The following is an 18,830-nucleotide window of genomic DNA, read 5'->3' on the forward strand; positions in this document are numbered from 1 at the left end:
ATAGCGGGTAACCTGTCGGTGCACACCGTGCTGCACGCTCTGCACACCGGGATTCGTCTCAGTTGATAATTGATCAGAAGGTCAGTTGCGACGGCGCGTGGCGGCAGGGTGTTTTCCAATCGCTATCGCCTCGTTCCGTGCGATCACTTAAGATCGTCGGCGACAGCGCACCCAAAGCCGATCCAGCGCCCCGCGGACTCCGGCCGCGGCACGCCAGTCGCTCCAGCTCTGTTCAGATCACGATGCTCGTCTGGTCTGTGGTCTGCCAGAAGCCGCACGGACGAAGAACAGCTTCTCGGCCGACCGCGGGATGAATTGGCTACGCCGCGTGAACAGATCGACGACGCTGGAGTTCTGCCGCCACGAAAAGACCCGCTGCGGTACCACCAACGATAGGCGGTTCTTTGCCCTGCTCATCGCGACATATAGGAGACGCCGCTCTTCCTCGACCTCTGCTGTTTCGACGAGGGAATGCAACCATCCACCGCGTTCAAGAGGTAAACGTGATCCCACTCCTGGCCTTTGGCAGAGTGAATCGTCGAGAGGACTAGGCAATCATCATCCGACCGGCCCGGCTTGTTCGGGCCGACGGCACCTTCTGGCGGCTCCAAGGTAACCTCCACGAGAAACTGCTCACGCGAGCTATAGGTACTCGCGACTATGCAGAGCTGGCCAAGGTCTGCCGCACGAAGCTCGGGATTGTCGTGCTTCATCAGCGGCAAATACCATTTCACCACCTCCGGCAGGCTGACCTTCCACGGCCGTTTCTGCAGACGCCTAATCAGCCGAACGAACTGCCCCCAATGATCACCGCAACTACGGGGCCGGTCGGCATCTCTGAGCACCAGCCGCCCCATCCGGCCTTCTAGCCGCTCTATCACCTGCATGGCCGCGCCCGGGCCGATGCCCGGCAGTAGCTTCAGGGCTCTCATTGCGGCCACCTCATCTCGCGGATTTTCCAGCCAACGTAACAGGCTGAGCACATCCTTGATGTGCGCGGCTTCGAGAAACTTGACACCACCCCACTTCTCGAACGGTATGTTGCGCTTCGTCAGCTCGATTTCGAGCTTCTGGCTGTGGTGAGACGACCGCATCAAGACAGCTTGGGCACGAAATGGACATGCCCTCCTCCTTTGCACCGAGAATCTGGTTGGCGATATAAGCGGCTTGTGCTGTGTCGTTCTCGACAACGGCAAGCCTTGGCTTGCCCAAATTCGGCCGGTCGGACCAGAGATTCTTGGCATATGCACGCGTCGAAAGGTTGATGACCGCATTGCACGCATTGAGGATCTGGTTTGTCGAACGGTAGTTCTGTTCGAGGTTGATAACCCGGACCTTCGGCAGCACCTGCGGAAAATCTAGAATGTTCTCGACTGTGGCCGCCCTGAACGAATAGATCGCTTGGGCATCGTCGCCGACAACGGTGACGCCTCGGCCATCAGGTTTGAGGCCGAAGAGGACCTTGGCCTGAAGCCGGTTGGTGTCTTGGTATTCGTCCACCAGCACATGGCTGAAACGAGTTCGTAACTGGTCGGCTATATCGGGCTGGTTCAGCATCTTCACCCAGTAAACCAGCAGGTCGTCGTAATCGAAGACGTTCTGCTTGCGTTTCGCTGCCCGGTACCCAGCGAAAAGTTGCCGAAGCTGCATGGTCCACTTCTTCGTCGGATACTTCGATTTCAGGACCTCCTTCAGAGGCATGCACGCATTGATTTTGTACGAAAAAATTTCGAGACATTGGTTCTTGTCTGGAAAATTTACGTCCAGGGTCGAGAAACCGAGCTTGTGCCTAACCATGTCGAGCAGGTCGGCGCTGTCGCCTCGGTCCTTGATCGTGAAATTGGGGGACAAGCCGAGTTGCTCGGCAAATTCTCTGACAAGCCGCGCACCGACAGCGTGGAATGTACCTGAGTACGGGATATCACCGACATTCGTGCCCAAGACACGGCCAGCCGTGGCAATCGCGCGGCGGGTCATTTCCTGCGCCGCCTTTCGCGTGAACGTGAGCAACAAGATGTTGTCGGGGCTCACTCCGCTTGCCAGAAAATGAACAACCCGGTTCGACAGCGTCTCTGTTTTGCCGGTTCCTGCTCCGGCGATGATCAGCAGCGGCCGAGCAGGCTTTGCTGGGTCGGACTTGTATCCATGCACCACAGCGGCGCGCTGCGTCTTGTTCATGTGCTTCAGATGGTCGAGAGTCATGATCTTTCCTTGCGAAATATTCGACTGCCGACCCTTTACAGGTTCGTTTTCTCGCAAAGCTTGATAGGCGGGTGAAGAAAACCAGCCCAACGTGCGACACCTCTCAACCACGAGTTCAGTGACGCCGCCGAACTGGCTATGGATGCGGGTACAAGGTTTCGATACACGCAGAGCAACACAACAAGCAGGCTGCCGAGCAAGCCTCAGAGCAAGCAGGTATGGTGCACGTTGAGGTCCAGGATCTGGCGGGTCGCACGCAGCGTCAGGCGCGTATCGATGCAAAGTTTCTGTTGCGCGCTCAACCAAATGTTCTATATTTGTTCTCAGAAACTGGTTTGAGTGAAATGCCTGGCAGACAAGCCAAGACTCTTTCGACTGATCATATCGACGACCTGTTGTTTTTCGCCGAGCGCTCTCGACATCCACTCCGCAACCGTTTGATCGTTTTGCTCTCAGTCAAGGCTGGCCTTCGCGCGGCCGAGATTGCAAAGTTGAGCTGGGACATGGTCCTGGATCCAAGCGGCGCGGTCGGCGGCACGCTGGCGCTGCAAGATCAGATTGCAAAGAAGCGCAGCGGGCGAACGATTCCGATTCATGCGGATCTTCGACAGGCACTGGACAAGGCGCGGCAACTTTGCAATGGGCGCGGTCCCGTAGTCCGGTCCGAGCGCGGCGGCGCAATGACGCCAATGACCATCGTCGTCTGGTTCAACCGCGCCTACAAGCAGCTCGGGTTCGAAGGATGCTCGTCGCATTCCGGCCGTCGAACCTTCATTACGAGAGCGGCACGAGCAGTTCACAAGGCGGGCGGCTCGCTGCGGGACGTCCAACTGCTGGCCGGCCACCGGTCAATTCAGACCACGCAGCGCTACATTGATGGCGATAGCGACACCCAGCGCAAGTTGATCGCAATGATATAGCGGAAGGGGCTCTCACTGCGAACGTTGAGAAAGTCGTGCATCAAGATGTCAAAGTCTATCGAAAGACACTCTGATCGGCTCCTCCGTGCGGAAGGCTTGATCCGGACCGTCTGCGCGGTTGCAGGATCAATGTCGTTTCTCGACGAGATCGATGAGGAGTTCGAGCGAGCAGGTTTAGACCGGGCGGTAGCGCAGGGTGATACGGGTTCAATCGTAGACTGGCTTCTGATGACTTTCAGTTTTCAGGGCATCTCTGATCGGGTCGCTCGCGACTACATTGAGAAGCACGGTTCAGCGTCCTGGTGCGACATGAAAGCAAGCCTCAGGAAACGGCCCTCCTGTCCGAAGCTTCGCAGCTACTGGCATTTCGACGGTTGTCAGTACGACAAAACAAGCGTCACTTGTTCGGAGCCAGATCATATCGATGCTTGCCCCCTGCCTCGTCCTAGGCTGAGGAACGGCCGCTTGAACGCCTCAGCCTACTCTCTCTTTTTCTTTATCCGTGACCTTACAAACAACGATCTGGTCGGATGGATCGACCGCCAACTGGAGGCCGCAAGAGCCGCGCCCGGCACCACCATCGAGGCCGCGCGTCAGGAAGCTTTGGTCGGCCCCCTTCGACACGTCTACGGCGTGTCTGACAAGATCCTAATGATGACGCTTTCAACGCTGCTGATTGGCGCCCGCAAAGTTCGGCCTATTTGGTTTGAAACGGGCAAAGCAATGATAGCCGTGGACACTCTAGTTCACGCCCATTTAGTTCGAACAGGGATCCTTGGGACCTGCGGTATCCCTCACGCCTACGGCGCTGCTTGCTATGGTCCGGGCGGATGCGCTGAGATCATAAGGACCGTGGCTAGCCGCATCGACGCGCGCTCTCTAAATCCTGTTTTTCCGAAATCCTTCGCAAGGTTCGTTCAGAACGCCATTTGGCGCTTCTGCGCAGGCGACGGTTTGAACCTTTGCAACGGCAACAGAATTGACGACCGACACGCCTGCGAGATCGGCTATTGCTATCTGTACCAGAAATGCGGCCGAAAGCCGCTAAAGCAGCCGAAAAATATAAGCAAAATCAACAATTTATAGCGGCAGCTAAGCAAAAATATTCGTTTCAACAGCCAGCCGATTCGGCTATACTGAGAAGGCAAAGTCTTACTAGACTTTGTACTTGTTGGAAACTTGGAGATACTTCCATGACTACTTGCTATCGTACAGACAACGGGCCGCCACCTCAAGGCTCAACTCACATCATCAGACCTGCAGAAAACGGGGCCCTTTCGGGCCCCTTTTGCTTTTAAGGAGGGCAAACATGGGAAAACCGCACGAAAAGAAACAAGCCGTCGCTCCGGACAACCTCTTCGTGTTCGGCATCGACGAGGAGGGCAAGCCGCGCGGCGCGCGCTTTGCCGAACTCAACGACAAAGTCTTGAGTGCCGCGAGCAGCATGAATCTGAGGTGCGTTCATTCAGCGTCAGCAGCATTCAAGGCGGTCGCAATGAAACTGCCGGTGGGCCGGCTTTACGCCAGCGGCAAGGCGTTCGTGCCGCCGGTCCGGCGTGACCTCGTCGATAAGCTGAATGCCGCCCTGACCACCCCGGGTGACGGCAGTCAAATTCAAGATCCCAGCCCTGGGTCAGCCGATGAACCGACGGCGCCCTCCGACGAACCAAAGGTTCGCGTCGCTGGACTGCCTAAGACCTGGGACAGCGTCGATGTGGGTTCTGTCGTGCTGGCGATGGACGGCCCAGAAGATGGGTGGTGGGAGTGCGTTGTTCTGAAGCGCGAAGATGGCGTCCTAACACTGCGGCTGCGGGACTACCCGAAACAGGGCACCTACGTTCGACACCTTACCCAAGTGGCCCTGATAAACCCCGGTGCGGAGTGACCTTCCAAAATTAACCTTGAAGCTCGGACCACGGCCCGAGCTCCTACTGATCTGATATCGCCGGGCCGCAACCGACACGCCCCAGGCCAAACATCCAACAACCATACTGGAGAAACAACCATGTCCTTGCAAACGGACGCGGAGAAAACGCGTGCGCTCAACGATGAACTACGGAAGCACCTACTTGGCGGCAGCGCAGTGATCACCCCGGGCATTGCTGAACTGGGACCCGACGCGGTCGAGCGCTTAGTCCGCACCCTTGCCTTATACGACGACTTTCATCACGCCAACGATCCTCACGAGGAGCACGATTTCGGCGTCTTTGAATTCGAAGGCATCTCCGTGCTGTTCAAGATCGACTATTTTGACAAGTCCCTCAAATTCCATTCGCCGAACCCTGCCGATCCGACCGTGACGGAGCGGGTGATCACGATCATGCGGGCGGACGAATACTGAGCGACAGCCCATCAATCACGTTTTCTGAACAGGACCCCACATGACCGAAGAAATCAGTCCACCACCCCCGGTTCCCGGCGCGGATGAAACAAACAAGCTCGACTTGACCCAATGGTACTACGTCGTGAATGGAGCTCAGCATGGCCCGCTGACGGCTGTAGCCATCAAAGCATTGCTGGACAAGCGAGAGATAGAGGCGGAAACTCAAGTCTGGCGAAAGGGCATGACCGAATGGAAGAGCCTGCGGGAGAGTGATCTCGCCGAGCTTTTAGCAGCGGAGCCTCCCGCGATACCGTCCCAATATATCGGGAGCGGGTACGCTTGGACGCTGGCGTTGCTACCCTTTGTATTCGGCGTGATCGAGGGGGCCATTAGCGCGAGCAACCAGGAGGCGGCCGTTCGCTCCTTGGCCTTGGGATTTCCGTATCACCCGACCAGGGGACTACCATATCAAATACCTGTGGTTATCAATGCCTGTCTCGGCTGGCTCGATGATCGCAAGTTGAAGCAGGCAGGCTATGGTTCTCGGCTAACTCGCGTTGCGGCCGTCCTGCTTACACCAGTCTACCTGTTCATAAGAGCGAAGCGCTTAAGGCAGCCGCCGTATTACGCGGTGGCCTGGATCATCAGCATGGTCATCGGTTTCCTGATCTACGCATCTATGGAAAGTTAACGCATTCGCCAGTTGCCGGGCTGCAATTGCAGCCCGGCACTCTTTTCAAGTATCCGCTGCTGCCGTCACTCCCCAACGGGTCAGTACGTCCTGCCTTAGAAGGCGTATGAATCCAGATGATGATTCCATCCATTGAGAGAGCCAAATGGGTCAGAAGGCAGAACCATCGGCGGCAGACCAAGTCTACGTCCTCGGATTAGACGTTGATGGATGTCCGCGGGGCGCCCGCTTCAACATCTTAAAGGACAGCATCGTCTCGGCGGCTATGGACATGGACTGCCGCGTCCTGATCCGACAGCCCGCCGAGGTGAGCGCGCTTGCTAGAAAACTGCCGCTGGGGTACGTGCTCGGCTCCGGGAAGACGGTCAAGTTGTTCATCCCGAGAATCGGATCCTGTCTTTACCGACAGATTCTGGAAGCCGCGCAGACTGCCAGAATTCATGAAGAAACCAGAATAGCTGCTGCGATTTCGAAGACCGCACATTGAGTCTTTTGACCACCAATACGCAAGAAAACGCGACTTGGGAGCGCCGGACCAGCTACGAGCGAGTGCTAATGTTGAGACAGATATTAGTTGAGAGGTCCACCCTGCGGTTTCGGCCATTGTGCCTGGAGCGGATCACCACCAAAGGATGTACTGGCTACGAGCCCTGGATATACCTACTCCCAAGACGGTCCCTGCCGCCAAGCTCTGGCAAGTCGCGTGACGGCGTGATGGATGTCCTCCTATGCGCCGCAGCTTAATTGCGACCAATTGCTCCAACAGTGTTAGCACCTGGTCATCACGCGCGCTCGCCGACCAACTTGATATTGCCCGGCGTCAGAGTATGAGCCCCATCCGCATCTTGATCGAAGCCACCCTCCCGCGCGCGCATTTCAAGCACAAGAGTAGATGGGTACTAGCCTTACAGTACGTCCATTCGCAAGACATACCGCCGTCAATTTCTCCAAGTTTATCCGCTCTCGCGGCGGACTCGCCGGGTGCGCTTGTCTGGCTGTTGGCATCAACCGAAAACGGAGGCGGCCAGAAGGGGATTGGAACGAATAGTTGGTCTGATGTCTCGCGATTTCCGCGATCCTGTTGAGCTTTGCTCGAAGAACGGAAGCATGCGCTTCGATACGAAGGATGTCCGGCCCAGTCCGATTCTGCCATTCCCAACCATCCGTAGCCTGTTGGGCAAGATCAGCTCTAAATTGCGCTTTGCTCGCGTCATGCCAACAAAAAGGAGACGGCGCTCTTCTTCCTTGCAGCCCAACGAATGGGGGATGCACCCCTCCACCGCGTTCATGATGTAAACGGCGGTCCATTCCCGGCCTTTGGCAGAGTGGATCGTAGAGATGGTAAGGTGGTTTCTCCCGGCGAGCGAAACAGGAACCACTTGCCGCAAGTTTGCGGCTGCCAGGAAATCGCTTCGGGTTTGATATCGGAGGGCGAATTTCTTCAGTTTGCGCGCCGTTTTCTGACTCAGGGCATCCCCGGAGCCAAGTTCGCGAAGCCAACGACAGACTGTTGCTACTTCCTGCTGCCAGGGCGTTTCATCGAGACTATCGACGAGGTCGGCGAACCTTGCCCACGACGACCGGCTCACCGCTGGCGGACGGCGAGCCAAGAGCCGCTTTCGAGTCAGGCTCCCCTTGAAGGATTCGACAGCCCGAAAAGCAGCGGTGGAATCGAGACCAAATACAGCCTGCAACGCCGACATTCCCGAGACTGCATCACTCGGATTTTGACGCCAGCCTATGATCGCCAAGACGGTTTTGACGCCAGCGTGATCAAAGAACTGTGCACCGCCAGCCTTTCGATACGGGATTTCCAGCCGTTTCAGCTCGGCCTCTAACGGCCGCATCTCTTCTGAAGTTCTAACCAACACAGCCTGCTCTCGCAAACCAATCCCTCGTTCGCAAGCCCGAATAATCCTTTCAGCAATATGCCGAGCTCCAGCCCACTCGTCCCGCACGGTTGAAATCGTGGGCATCGGTCCAGCCTCGTCCTTTGACCAAAGCGTCTTGGCTGTCCGTGAGTCCGATTGACTTATGACCGCATTGCATGCGTCGAGAACTGGTTGCGTTGATCTGTGGCTGCGCGTCAACTTTAACACTTTCGTCCTCGCCGCACGGTCGAGGATGTGCGTTGGCGTTGCGCCATGAAATCCATAGATACATTGGTGATCGTCTCCGACCAGAACCAGACCGTGCCCTTTCGGTCTCAAGTGGTCTAAGATGCGCTCCTGTAGAGGGCTTGTATCCTGGTACTCGTCAACCAGAACGAAATCGAAGCAGTTCCGGATTCGCTCGCCAACGCTCTTATCTCGTAGGAGCCGGTGCCAGAGCGTTAGAAGGTCGTCGTAGTCCAGAACATTGTTGGCTCGTTTTGCCTGGTCATAGGCTCTGAACGCTTCTTTCAGCTCCTGCTCGAACACCGCATATTTGCAGAATGGACCTGCGAGAGCCTTCAGGGACGTTAACCTGTTTGCCCGAAGCGAATAGATGTTTAGGCACTCTTCGGCGTCTGGAAATCCCTTTATGTCGCTGCCGTTCGCTCGTGTAAGCACGCGTTCCATCAGTCGTGCGCTATCGCTCCGGTCTTTAATCGTAACGTTCTTCCTCAGTCCGAGATGGGATCTGTAGCGCTTGATAAAGCGGAGACCGACGGCATGGAACGTGCCGCACCGAGGGGCCCATTTTTTCTCGTTGCCAGTGCTGAGCCCACACATCTTGCGAATGCGCTCGTCTATTTCCTGCGCCGCTGTTAGGTTGAAGGCCAGCACCAAAATGCGGCTTGGTTCGACTCCAAGCCGCATACGATGCGCTGCAAACGCAGCAAGCGTTCTAGTCTTGCCCGTTCCAGCGCCCGCCAATACAAGCAGCGGCTCAGTAGGCAAGATCGTGCCTCCACCGCAACCGTGCAGCACCACGTCCGTTTGTTCTGAAGTGAGAAGGTCCAGGTCGTCTTTACTCATACTAATATGCGCCGCACACGGCGCTCCTCTGCTGGGCTTGTCAAGCTGATTTACAGGGGTGGATCGGATGAATACTGAGCCGTCCGCTCGCTGTGTGTGGCAAGCCAAAACGTCGTACTGCAAAGTGCTGTGGCGAGATCCGGAGATGCAGCTTTCAAGACGCACCTACGTGGACAAGCTGAAACGTTATATCGCGCGATCACGTCGCTGGCTCACCGCCGATGCTGGTTAGCGCCTTCCTCGCATGTCTAATTCCTTCGCCACTTTTTGAAGCGCCTGTGCGCGCAGAGCACTTCCCTCGCCACCAGCAACAAGCAGCCCATTAAGACCAAGGTGCTTCATCGCCTGGAACACCTCGATTCGTTCACCTTTCCGTAGATTGGAAGCGCGCTGCCTCACGTAGAACCGCGACGCACCATCAGACTTCAGCCGCACCTCGCCATCAGGATCGACCCAGGCGTATCGCGTCACCCGGTACGCGTGACTTGGTGGCTTCAGAAGATAAGCGGCGACTTCCGGCAGCTCCCCGTTCGCGACTTGCTTTGCGTGAATTGGCTCGAATTCTTCGACGACAGGTGCGTAGTTTCCGCGTCTCTTGAGCTCCTTAATCAAACGTGCGATCTGCTCATCTGACGAGCCCCACACAAGCGTGTGTGCATGCCAACAGATTGCTTGATTGCCGCATCCGCTGTCACTCGCAGGTAAGCTCGCGTAATAACCGGGTTCGAAAGCTCCGAGGTAGGAGAGCCCACGCAAATCGGCCTGCAGACGGTGCTTCATTCTAGAAAGATCAATGCCTCGCTCATTGACCGAAGCAAGCGCCCCCTTAAGGATGAAGGTAGCGAGAAATATCCGCTGGTCGTGCTCCCAATCACCATTTACGCATAGTCGATTGGCAATTTCCTCACAGAGGTATCGACCTAGCGCAATTCGAGAGTGCGAATTCACCGCCAGCATGCGATCAGCGGCTGAGCACGTCAGCAGACGCCGATCCATCTGAGTTACAGTCCGACGATTGTGCGCGCTATCGAATGCTTCCTTCAATTGCTGATCGGCAGATCGGCACCACTCTTCAATTTCCGACGCTTTGAATAACGACATGTTCCGTTCACTCTCGTTACGACTACGAGAGCGATTTACAGACCGGTGGCAAAATCGAGATGTTCCGGTTTGAGCCGCCAACTATCCAGGTTGAGCCATAGAATAGGTCCTATAATCGGCAGGTCTGTTCTTACATATATAGCGCGACAGCACGACAACCCAACTTCTGTAGGAATGGTCGGCGCACCTCAAAATGCTTCTGCGCTCCTAGCGCGTCGAATGTAGGTGGGTGGACAGCGCCATGCGATACCGGCGCGAGCCATTAATTCCACTCAAAATGTTTGTCTGCGCTCAATGACGCCCACCCTCGCAGATTCGGCAATCACACCGGTCGGGATGACTCCCGTACTGGTAGGGAACAAGCCAGCGCGGCCATGGCCGCGCTTTCTTTGTCGTCGGTTTCCAGTGCAGCCTTTTGTCTAGTGGCCTAAAACTGCCGTCACATCCGTACCGAAAGATGCGTCCGCCCGGCCGGACCCCTGATAGCCAGCGGTAGTATTCTCGACGCAGTCGATTGGGGTGATGGGTAAGATGGCCGGTCGCTGCCGCTCCGATGCACTCGGCCGAATAGGCTTCGCGAAACATCGAAAGGCAGTCCTCGCCGAGGCTGGACGCCAGTTCAAGTTCTAGGGCGATACTGTCCTTGGCGCGATCAAACGCGGGCAAAACCTCAATTTCCGATGGCGTGCAAATGATCAACTGTGCAGCAACATGCCAGCGGGCTCCACCCCACGTCGCGTCGACCATCCCGACCGCGCGGGTTGAAGGCTCGCGCAGCCGGTCGAGCGCTCGCCTCAAAGTTTTGCGAATGGTTGCGATATTCGTATCGGCAAGTTGCCCCCGCTCCTTCGACCACGAAGTTAGGCTGAACTGAAGCCGGTGGACCGGCGCTCCGTCAACGCGCAGCAGTTGCCGAATTGCGGTCTGGTTGTTTCGAAACGAACGGGCCGCTCGGATCGGACAGATGTCCCCGCACTTGCCGCAAGTGCCGGTTTGGCAGCGACGGAAGCGCCGCGCAAGATCGGCGGTCTCTGGACCTTGAGCCAGCCTCGTCCCGATCTCGTCACGCGTTGAAGCTGGGGAACGTGCCATCTGAATCCATAAGCGCAACATCACTCCCCGCCCCGGCGAATAGCGTCGTCATCTCTTTAAGAGAAAGCCGAGCTCAGAAACACATGCTGGCTCGGGCCACCTGATGCCGCCCGAGCCTGATCCGACGAACTAGTCTTTGATCAAGGTGACCTTGTTGACCTCAAACATAACATTCAGCCAATCAGGTTTGTCAGTCCGCATGCCTATTAACTTTACGCGTCGGCCAACTTTTATCGCGTCGAATTCTCTACGCAATTTCGGGCTCATGCTGACCGCAATTTCTGAGTCTGCACCATCATCATCGCTGACATTTTGCGGTGGAGGCTTCTTACGCCTTCGGGATGCCCGCTTGGCCTCGTCGCCGGAGTCCTCGTCATCAGAATCCTCGTCTTCACCTGCCTCGGGATCTCCACCTTCCTCGCCGCCGTTGTTTTCATCCTGCTCCACCTGACCTTCGTCTTCATCGGCGTCCTCATCCGCCTCCTCTTCCTCGTCCGCCTTTTTTCGGCGCGGGTCTTCAGCAGCTGCGATTTTGGCGATTTTTTCGATACCTCCTTGTTTGCGGAGTTCTTCGGCCAGCTCCTCGAGGGGGATCTTCCTGACGTCGTGGAGGAACTCGACAGCCCTCGCTGCTTTCCAGGCCAGCTTCTCAGCATGGATTACGAATAATACTGCCGCAAACGTAATCCAGCTTCTACGCCCAGTTTCGACAGCAGGCCTTTCGACCTCCGCGGTACGGATGAACGCTTCGAGTTCTTCCTCATCCGCCCTAAGTCTCACGACCTCAGCCATTACTCCAGCCAAAATTTCATACTGCGACGCGCGATATCCCATCTTGGCAACCTTATATCGCCGCTTCAGTTTCTTTAACTTATCAAGAGAGCCAGTCACTTTACGCCGCCTCCATTGACGCCCATCACGACTAAGAACCGCCAACCAGGCGCACCGGTCCAACCCTCACCGGCTTTGAGCGTTGCGGCTCCGAAATCTCGGGGCTCCGTTTCGCGACCTTGAGCTGCCGGGACTACCGGCACATTGAGTGAGCGTATAATTTCTGTTTCTGCTTGATTTTCGGATATTCTGTACATCTGCATTTCTCTCTCCCAATCGATGCACCGAGACAGTCGAACGGGCGAAATTTGCCGGCAAGGTCTTGCCAAATTTGCAGAAGGAAATTTCGGCAAGGCCGCCGTGGGCTCAAGAGGCCAATACACCCAAATAGGCCGCCGTTACGATCATCAATCGGCTGCTTTGGCGCCGCGCGGACTTATGTTAAAGTCGCTAGTTAGCCAAGCTTGTTCAAACCGCTGATCGGATTGATGGTTTCCTGCGCCTATCGGAGTTACAGTGGCATATCAACGAAAGCTCGAGCGCGACAAAGCAGCATGGCTCACCTTGGCCGAGACAGTTTCGCACGTCATGTCAGCTGAGGGGATTCTGTTACGCGCAACTACTGCGAGCAGAACGACCACCGAAAAGAAGGACGGTGCAACCCACTGCGAATTCATGTCCTCTGATCTCTTCCCTGCGCCGACTCCTCACGACGAAGCACTCACGCAGATCAGATGGGCGTTACACGACGGCGAGATTCCGATTAGGTGGGCGCAAGACACATGGCCTACTGGCAAGTCCTACCATGACAACACGATATTTGCTCTGGACTTACCGCCCTCTTTTGGACCATTTTGGCGGTACGCCGAAATCGTCCCTTCAAAGAGCTACGCGGTAAAGGACGTTACTCCCCTTGCTTTTGGAGGGTTTGTCGACGATTGCTTAGCCAATAAGCGGCTGCGCCAGCTTCTTTTACTTCGGGACCGGGTAATTGAGCTCTGGCCTGTTCGGACAAATAGGCAGGCCCCGTCAGATAGACTTGGCGTCACCACCGAGCGGGCTATGGAGCTCATTCGTCAAAGGGCGAGAGAACTCTATCAGAGTGAACAGCCCAATATTGTGCAAGCGGAACAGCGTATCGGCGAGCTGGTACCAGGTATTGGTAGAAAAGTGATCCGGGCGGTTCTGCAGGAAGACGAGTTTGCAAGCCGCCGGAAGCCAGCCGGCAATAGCCCGAAGCGGTCGAAGCGTTAATCTTGCCAAATTCTCGCGTGGCAAAGTTGGCAAGACGTTGCTGGCAATACTGACAGGTTGTTCAATCCGTTTTGCCGTTCGCGGAGCCAGATGCCTGGGTTCAAACTCGGGTCAAGCTTGATTTCGTTTCGGCGTGATATTCAACCAAACGGAATCTTCATGCCGCGCCGTCCGGCCAAGGTCACACAAGCAGATATCGCACGAGTGCTTCGGGCGGCCAAAGAGGCCGGCGCAAACGAAGTCGTTGTCGAGAACGATGGCGTCATCCGGATCGTTCTCGCACGGGGAGCTGTGGGATATCGAACCAAGCCTGGGCCGCTAGACCCAGAATGGATCCCGTCAAAGGCGCTGCAGAACCACATCAAGGCCACCGAAACCCGTTGAAATGCACCTTTTTCCGTTGATGCAGATCCGGCCGATTCTTAGACTCCAAGCATTGGTTCGTGGAGGAACCGGATGCTTGAGGGCGAGAGGTGCGATCCCCGCGCAGCGGGAGATCGCCGGATGTACCTGTACTTCAATTATTCAGAATGCGGGTCCTTGCGGTGGTACGTCAAAATTAGCCGTAGGGGTCGTCGTATCGGGATACGCGAAGTGTACGGAACGCCAGCATTTGACGCAGCCTACGAGGCTGGCGTCGTCGCGCTTGGGGGCGTGATACGCATGCGGCGCGTCAAAGCACTCCAACGGCCTGAGCAACCAGAGCGTCGCTATCTGTATGTCGACGTTAGCCAGCGCGGTCAGGTTCGCTATTACGTCCAGCTCCGGAACAAGCTTCCGAAGATCCGGATCAGGGCAGAATTTGGCACGCCCGAATTCGCGACGGAGGTTGATGCAGCCATTGAGAGTCAGATCGCTCTCTTCGGCAACCCAGGCGATTTTCGCAACGCTCAAAAGCAGCGCAACGAAGACCGCCCTGCTGTCTCCTCAACGCCAGCACAACCCGGTACGCTGCGTTGGTATTGGAGTGGCTATCGTCAAAGCGATCATTGGCTCGGCGATCTCAGCGTCGGGCATGAAGGCCTGTCAGCGTCGACACGGCAGCAGCGCACTGGCCTGATCGAGAGCCTGTTGCCTGACAACGGCGATAAACCTTTCGCGGTTTTGACGCGGAAGGTCATCAAGGCCGAAATGAAAGCCCGTACTCCCTCTCAAGCCGGTAATCTGCTGTCGGCACTGCGGGGCATGATCCGGTGGATGGTCGATGAGGGCCATCTGGACGAGGACGACGACCCGACCATTGGCCTGCGGTCAGGAAAAGCAAAGGCGTCGCGGGAGAGCGGCGGTTTCGTTCCCTGGACCGACGAAGACATGGTGCTCTATCGCCAAAAATGGCCGCTCGGCACCGAGGCACGGCTGATGCTGGACATCTTGGCGTTCACGTTCCTGAGGCTCGGGGACGCCCACCGGTTTGGACCGCCTCACCTGCGGCAGGTCGTCCGCCAGATGGCGGTTCAGATCGCGACCGAGAAGAGCAAAGGCAATACGACGGTGACCGTCCCGGTGCACCCGGCGTTTGCAGAGAGCCTACGGGCGGCTCGCGCGGCGGGCATCGTTGGCGACGATGTCTTTACCGGCAAGCGGGTGCGCGGCCACGTGGTCACCATGAATAAGAAGGCCTGGGCGGCGAAGTTCAAGAAGTACGCCATCTTGGCCGGCGTCAACGAGCCGAAGAAGAGCTGCCACGGTGTCCGCAAGGCACGCGCCGAAGTGGCGGCGTACGCCGACTGCACTGAGAGCCAGATGATGGCCATGTTCGGTTGGACCGACCCAAAAATGCCGGCGCACTACATTGCCCAGGCGAATCGGGAGAAGCTTGGCTTGACCGGCATGGACAAGGTTGTCGCGTTCGATCAGAGCCAACACGCCTTGAACGACTTGGGCGGATTCATCGCCGAGAACAGCACGGGAACCCAGACCAAGAACGATGTGGTAACATTCCCGGGTAACTTCCGGAAAAAAGCCTAACGTTATCAAGGTCAAATGTGGGTTTATGGTGCGCTCGGAGGGACTCGAACCCCCACGGTGTTACCCACTGCCACCTCAAGGCAGCGCGTCTACCAGTTCCGCCACGAGCGCTTTAAGAAGCCGGCTTGGGCTCGCGCCGGCCGGATCAACCGGCGCCGATCTAACAAATCCATCAGGGGGGTACAAGCCTGCTGAGGCCGCAAATTCCACAAGCTTCTGAGGAAAGTTTCGCCCCTGCCCGCGCCGTTACCGTGTCCCGGGCGAGCGAGGCAGCATCTGCTTGACCTCGACCGCGATCCGGTTGCGGTCGACCAGCACGACGCCGCTGGCGACGGGCAGATTATTGGCCAAAACCTTGACCTCGTCGGCCTCGGTTGCGTCCAGTTCGATGATGGCGCCGCGGGAAAGACGTAATACCTGATGGATCGGCATGGTGGTCGTCCCGAGGACGACCATGAGATCCACGGTGACTTTATCGAGAGTGGGCACGTCAGCACCGCCGCAACTGGAGACTCTGCATTTGCACCTGCGATGATCACCACGTTATGGTTAGCCAATGGTTAATAAGCCCGAAAACGACCGCGAAGACCTCGATTTGACCCCGTTTTCCGCCTTCTCGGGCCCGCCCGTGGCGTGGCGGATTTCGGACGCCCCCGTGCCTTATCCCGAAGCCGTCGCAGCCATGGAGGCGCGCGTCACGGCCATTGCGGCGGGCGAGGCGTCGGAACTCGTCTGGCTGCTCGAGCATCCCCCGCTTTATACCTCCGGCACCTCCGCCAAGGCCTCCGACCTGCTCGATCCGCGCTTTCCCACCTTCGCCACGGGGCGGGGCGGGCAACTGACCTATCACGGGCCCGGCCAGAGGGTCGCCTATGTGATGCTTGACCTCAAGCGCCGCCGGCCGGACGTGCGGGCCTATGTCGCGAGCCTGGAGGAATGGATCTTGCGCACGCTCGACGCCTTCAACGTCCGCGGCGAGCGGCGCGAGGACCGGGTCGGTGTCTGGGTGAAGCGGCCGGACAAGGGGCCCGGTCATGAGGACAAGATCGCCGCGATCGGCGTGCGGCTGAAGCGCTGGGTGTCGTTCCACGGCATCGCCATCAATGTCGAGCCGGACCTGTCGCACTTCTCGGGAATCGTGCCTTGCGGCGTCGCCGATCCCCGCTACGGCGTGACCTCGCTGGTCGACCTCGGCCACCTCGTGACGATGGCCGATGTCGACATCGCGCTCCGGCAGGCCTTTGAGGAGCTGTTCGGGCCCACCAAGGCCCTGCTCCCGGAGGCCGCGGCTTAAGCTGCCGCGCGCTCCGGCGCGACTTCGAGCTTGCCGGCGATATAGCGGCGTTCCTGGGTGAGGCCGCCGAAGCCGTAGGCATCGCCCCTCACCTCGTCGACATGCAGATAGGTCTCGTGGTGCAGAGGTCCGAGAAGCTCGGCCATGCGCCTGAACATGGCGGCGAGATAGGCGGCCTTCTCGTCCTTGGTGTTGGTGCCCTCGGAGACGTGGATATCGATCCAATAGCTGGCAAGCTTCTGCTCGGCGAGCGACCTGCCGCCGGCGAACCAGTCGCTCGCGTCGACCGATTTCACGATGATCGCGGTGACCTTGGGATCCTTATGCAGGATCTCTGCGGTGAGCTCGGACACGGTGCTGGCGATGTCGGCCTTGAGCGACGACGACTGGCGGGAGGTCGAATACGACACGGTGATCAGAGGCATGATTGGTTCTCCTTGAAAGGCGCGCTGGCTGCCGCGCGCGTCCAGGGAAAACTAGACCTCGCCCCATCATTTTGGTATCTTATTTATACTGATATCAATGATAACGTTCTATAATGACAGCCACACTCGACATCGCCACGGTGCAGGCCTTCCTGCTGATCGCCGACCTCCAGAGCTTTACGCGCGCGGCTGAGGCGCTCGGGACAACGCAGGCCGCTGTGAGCCTCAAGCTGCAGCGACTCGAAACGCTGCTTGGAAAACGCCTCGTCGAGCGCTCACCACGCGCGGTCAGGCTGACGGCCCACGGCGCAGGTTTTCTCGATCGCGCCCGCGCACTGGTGACGGCGCATGACCGTGCGCTGTCGGACGGGGCATCGGCCCCACAGTCCCTGTCGCTCGGCATTTCCGATCATGCCGCAGGACCCGAGCTCGTACCACTGCTCGAACGCCTGCACGCGATGACCTCAAACCTCACCCTCGCAGTCACCATCGGCTTCTCGCGGGAGATGCTTGATGCCTACGACAAAGGCGAGATCGATGCGGTGATCGTGCGCCAGGAAGGTAGCCGGCGCGGCGGCGAGAAGCTTGCCGAGGACGAGTTCGGTTGGTTTGCGTCAAGAGGCTTTACCGTGCCGAAGGGAGAGCCTCTGCCGCTCGCAACGCTCGCCCCGCCATGTGGCGTCCGCGCCGTCGCCGTGCGCGCGCTCGACAAGGCCGGCCTCGCCTGGCGCGAACGCTTTGTCGGCGGTGGCGTCACCGCAGTGGTTGCCGCGGTCCTCGCAGGCCTCGCCGTCGCACCGCTGGCGCGGCGGATCGCGCCGCCTGGGCTGGCCGATATCGGGCCGGCACACAAGCTGCCCAAGCTGGCGGCATCAAAGCTGATGCTGCACTCGAAGGTCAGCGACCCCGCCAAGCTCGCCGCACTGCGTACGGTGGCAGCGACCTTTCGCAGTGCCGCGACCTAAGCCTCACAAAATCGCCTCGAATGCACTGCGCAACGTCTCGTGCCGGAACACAAAACCGCGGCTCAGCGCCTTGTTCGGCAGCACACGCTGGCCACCGAGCAGGAGCTCGTCGGCAACACCGCCACCGATCCGGCGGAGCAGGCTTGCCGGAATGCGAAACACCGCAGGCCGATGCAGGCGGCGGGCAAGCTCGTCGGTGAACTTTGCGTTGGTGACGGGGATTACGCTATTTGGCTTTACCCAGCGGCAGCAGATTGGCGATCTTCTCGCCGAGCTTCATCAGCGCGATCAGCCGCGGGCGCGGTACTTTCAGCATCTGCATGAACCAGTGGTCGGCGAGCTCGGTGAAGGCGAGCATCTCCTTCAGCCGCTTGGCTGCGACCGGGCTGATCGCGGGATCATCGGCGGCATCCGTCACGCAGGCCCGCAGGGCCGCGACTGCAGGATCGATCTCCCGCTCCTTGCGTCGCGCCGCGATCCGCGCCGCCACCTCCCAGATGTCGGTCTCCGCCTCGAAATGATCGCGGCGGTCGCCGAGGATCGGCACACGGCGGATCAAATTCCAGGCCAGGAGCTCCTTGATCGAGTTGGAGACGTTGGAGCGCGCCATGCCGAGCGTCTCGGCGATGTCCTCCGCCGTCATCGGCACTTCCGCGAGATAGAGCAACCCATGGATCTGGCTGACGGAGCGGTTGACGCCCCACTCGTCTCCCATGTCGCCCCAGTGCAGGATGAAGCGCTCGACCGTGGCAGGCAATTTCTTCTTACCTGTTATTTCTGTCATAACAGAAATATCTGACGATA

General features: G+C 58.1%; 19 protein-coding genes, 1 tRNA gene and 2 pseudogenes. 11 read left to right on the forward strand and 11 right to left on the reverse strand.

The genetic code is table 11. The features are described 5' to 3' along the window. Positions 1 to 237 precede the first annotated feature (237 nt). A pseudogene (locus tag SO140_RS09940) lies at positions 238 to 1,061 on the reverse strand (3'-5' exonuclease). Beyond that, positions 943 to 2,202, reverse strand: coding sequence for an ATP-dependent helicase (locus tag SO140_RS09945; RefSeq protein ID WP_498542586.1), 1,260 nt, complete (start codon positions 2,200 to 2,202; stop codon positions 943 to 945). Before SO140_RS09945 ends, SO140_RS09940 begins: the two are co-directional and overlap by 119 nt. 218 nt (positions 2,203 to 2,420) lie before the next feature. On the opposite strand from SO140_RS09945, the gene SO140_RS09950 reads away from it, so the two are divergent. The 6 genes from SO140_RS09950 to SO140_RS09975 all read left to right on the forward strand — a co-directional run bounded on the left by SO140_RS09950 (position 2,421) and on the right by SO140_RS09975 (position 6,623). Next, entirely contained in the window at positions 2,421 to 3,122 is a 702-nt protein-coding gene (locus SO140_RS09950; RefSeq protein ID WP_498542587.1) for a tyrosine-type recombinase/integrase, read from the forward strand. Positions 3,123 to 3,251: 129 nt separating this feature from the next. Beyond that, positions 3,252 to 4,208, forward strand: a complete 957-nt coding sequence (locus tag SO140_RS09955) for a hypothetical protein (RefSeq protein WP_498542588.1) — start codon at positions 3,252 to 3,254, stop codon at positions 4,206 to 4,208. A gap of 223 nt (positions 4,209 to 4,431) precedes the next feature. After that, complete coding sequence (locus SO140_RS09960; protein WP_498542589.1) at positions 4,432 to 5,007, forward strand: hypothetical protein; 576 nt, start codon at positions 4,432 to 4,434, stop codon at positions 5,005 to 5,007. Positions 5,008 to 5,127: 120 nt separating this feature from the next. Beyond that, the gene (locus SO140_RS09965) at positions 5,128 to 5,463 is read left to right on the forward strand and encodes a DUF3768 domain-containing protein (protein WP_498542590.1); all 336 of its coding nucleotides are present in this window, start codon (positions 5,128 to 5,130) and stop codon (positions 5,461 to 5,463) included. A gap of 40 nt (positions 5,464 to 5,503) precedes the next feature. Further along, complete coding sequence (locus SO140_RS09970) at positions 5,504 to 6,136, forward strand: DUF4339 domain-containing protein (protein ID WP_498542591.1); 633 nt, start codon at positions 5,504 to 5,506, stop codon at positions 6,134 to 6,136. A 145-nt stretch (positions 6,137 to 6,281) separates the two neighbouring features. Beyond that, positions 6,282 to 6,623: a hypothetical protein gene (locus SO140_RS09975; protein WP_498542592.1), complete on the forward strand. Its 342-nt coding sequence runs from the start codon at positions 6,282 to 6,284 to the stop codon at positions 6,621 to 6,623. Positions 6,624 to 7,140: 517 nt separating this feature from the next. Here the strand turns inward: SO140_RS09975 and SO140_RS09980 are convergent. The 4 genes from SO140_RS09980 to SO140_RS09995 form a co-directional block, all read right to left on the reverse strand. Next, positions 7,141 to 9,096, reverse strand: coding sequence for an ATP-dependent helicase (locus tag SO140_RS09980; RefSeq protein ID WP_498542593.1), 1,956 nt, complete (start codon positions 9,094 to 9,096; stop codon positions 7,141 to 7,143). Between the two features lie 228 nt (positions 9,097 to 9,324). Further along, positions 9,325 to 10,197 carry a hypothetical protein gene (locus SO140_RS09985; protein ID WP_498542594.1) on the reverse strand — a complete coding sequence of 291 codons (873 nt, stop codon included), beginning with the start codon at positions 10,195 to 10,197 and terminating at the stop codon, positions 9,325 to 9,327. A gap of 291 nt (positions 10,198 to 10,488) precedes the next feature. After that, positions 10,489 to 11,289: a hypothetical protein gene (locus tag SO140_RS09990; RefSeq protein ID WP_498542595.1), complete on the reverse strand. Its 801-nt coding sequence runs from the start codon at positions 11,287 to 11,289 to the stop codon at positions 10,489 to 10,491. 129 nt (positions 11,290 to 11,418) lie between these two features. After that, a complete protein-coding gene (locus tag SO140_RS09995; RefSeq protein WP_498542596.1) occupies positions 11,419 to 12,180 on the reverse strand; it encodes a hypothetical protein in 762 nt (253 codons plus the stop codon). Between the two features lie 456 nt (positions 12,181 to 12,636). Here SO140_RS09995 and SO140_RS10000 point away from each other — a divergent pair, with 456 nt between their 5' ends. From SO140_RS10000 to SO140_RS10010, 3 genes are all read left to right on the forward strand, one after another. Then, positions 12,637 to 13,374, forward strand: coding sequence for a hypothetical protein (locus SO140_RS10000; RefSeq protein WP_498542597.1), 738 nt, complete (start codon positions 12,637 to 12,639; stop codon positions 13,372 to 13,374). Between the two features lie 90 nt (positions 13,375 to 13,464). After that, complete coding sequence (locus SO140_RS10005) at positions 13,465 to 13,758, forward strand: hypothetical protein (protein ID WP_498542598.1); 294 nt, start codon at positions 13,465 to 13,467, stop codon at positions 13,756 to 13,758. Between the two features lie 120 nt (positions 13,759 to 13,878). Further along, on the forward strand, positions 13,879 to 15,342 hold the full coding sequence (locus SO140_RS10010; protein WP_498542599.1) for a tyrosine-type recombinase/integrase: 1,464 nt from the start codon (positions 13,879 to 13,881) through the stop codon (positions 15,340 to 15,342). Between the two features lie 26 nt (positions 15,343 to 15,368). On the opposite strand, the gene SO140_RS10015 is transcribed toward SO140_RS10010, so the two are convergent. Then, a tRNA-Leu gene (locus SO140_RS10015) sits at positions 15,369 to 15,453 on the reverse strand. A gap of 135 nt (positions 15,454 to 15,588) precedes the next feature. Then, the gene (locus SO140_RS10020; protein ID WP_018647371.1) at positions 15,589 to 15,831 is read right to left on the reverse strand and encodes a FliM/FliN family flagellar motor switch protein; all 243 of its coding nucleotides are present in this window, start codon (positions 15,829 to 15,831) and stop codon (positions 15,589 to 15,591) included. 67 nt (positions 15,832 to 15,898) lie between these two features. Between SO140_RS10020 and lipB the strand changes: the two genes are divergently transcribed. Further along, on the forward strand, positions 15,899 to 16,636 hold the full coding sequence (gene lipB, locus SO140_RS10025; RefSeq protein ID WP_449378092.1) for a lipoyl(octanoyl) transferase LipB: 738 nt from the start codon (positions 15,899 to 15,901) through the stop codon (positions 16,634 to 16,636). On the opposite strand, the gene SO140_RS10030 is transcribed toward lipB, so the two are convergent. Next, the gene (locus tag SO140_RS10030) at positions 16,633 to 17,061 is read right to left on the reverse strand and encodes a tautomerase family protein (RefSeq protein WP_449378091.1); all 429 of its coding nucleotides are present in this window, start codon (positions 17,059 to 17,061) and stop codon (positions 16,633 to 16,635) included. The two genes, lipB and SO140_RS10030, sit on opposite strands and share 4 nt — an antisense overlap. 113 nt (positions 17,062 to 17,174) lie before the next feature. Here SO140_RS10030 and SO140_RS10035 point away from each other — a divergent pair, with 113 nt between their 5' ends. Further along, entirely contained in the window at positions 17,175 to 18,026 is an 852-nt protein-coding gene (locus SO140_RS10035; RefSeq protein ID WP_449378090.1) for a LysR family transcriptional regulator, read from the forward strand. Between the two features lie 3 nt (positions 18,027 to 18,029). On the opposite strand, the pseudogene SO140_RS10040 reads toward SO140_RS10035, so the two are convergent. After that, a pseudogene (locus SO140_RS10040) lies at positions 18,030 to 18,251 on the reverse strand (DUF1731 domain-containing protein); the annotation flags it as partial. 1 nt (position 18,252) lies between these two features. Further along, positions 18,253 to 18,810 carry a GbsR/MarR family transcriptional regulator gene (locus SO140_RS10045; RefSeq protein ID WP_449378089.1) on the reverse strand — a complete coding sequence of 186 codons (558 nt, stop codon included), beginning with the start codon at positions 18,808 to 18,810 and terminating at the stop codon, positions 18,253 to 18,255. Positions 18,811 to 18,830 lie beyond the last annotated feature (20 nt).

This window comes from Bradyrhizobium sp. UFLA05-108 (genome assembly GCF_059803455.1).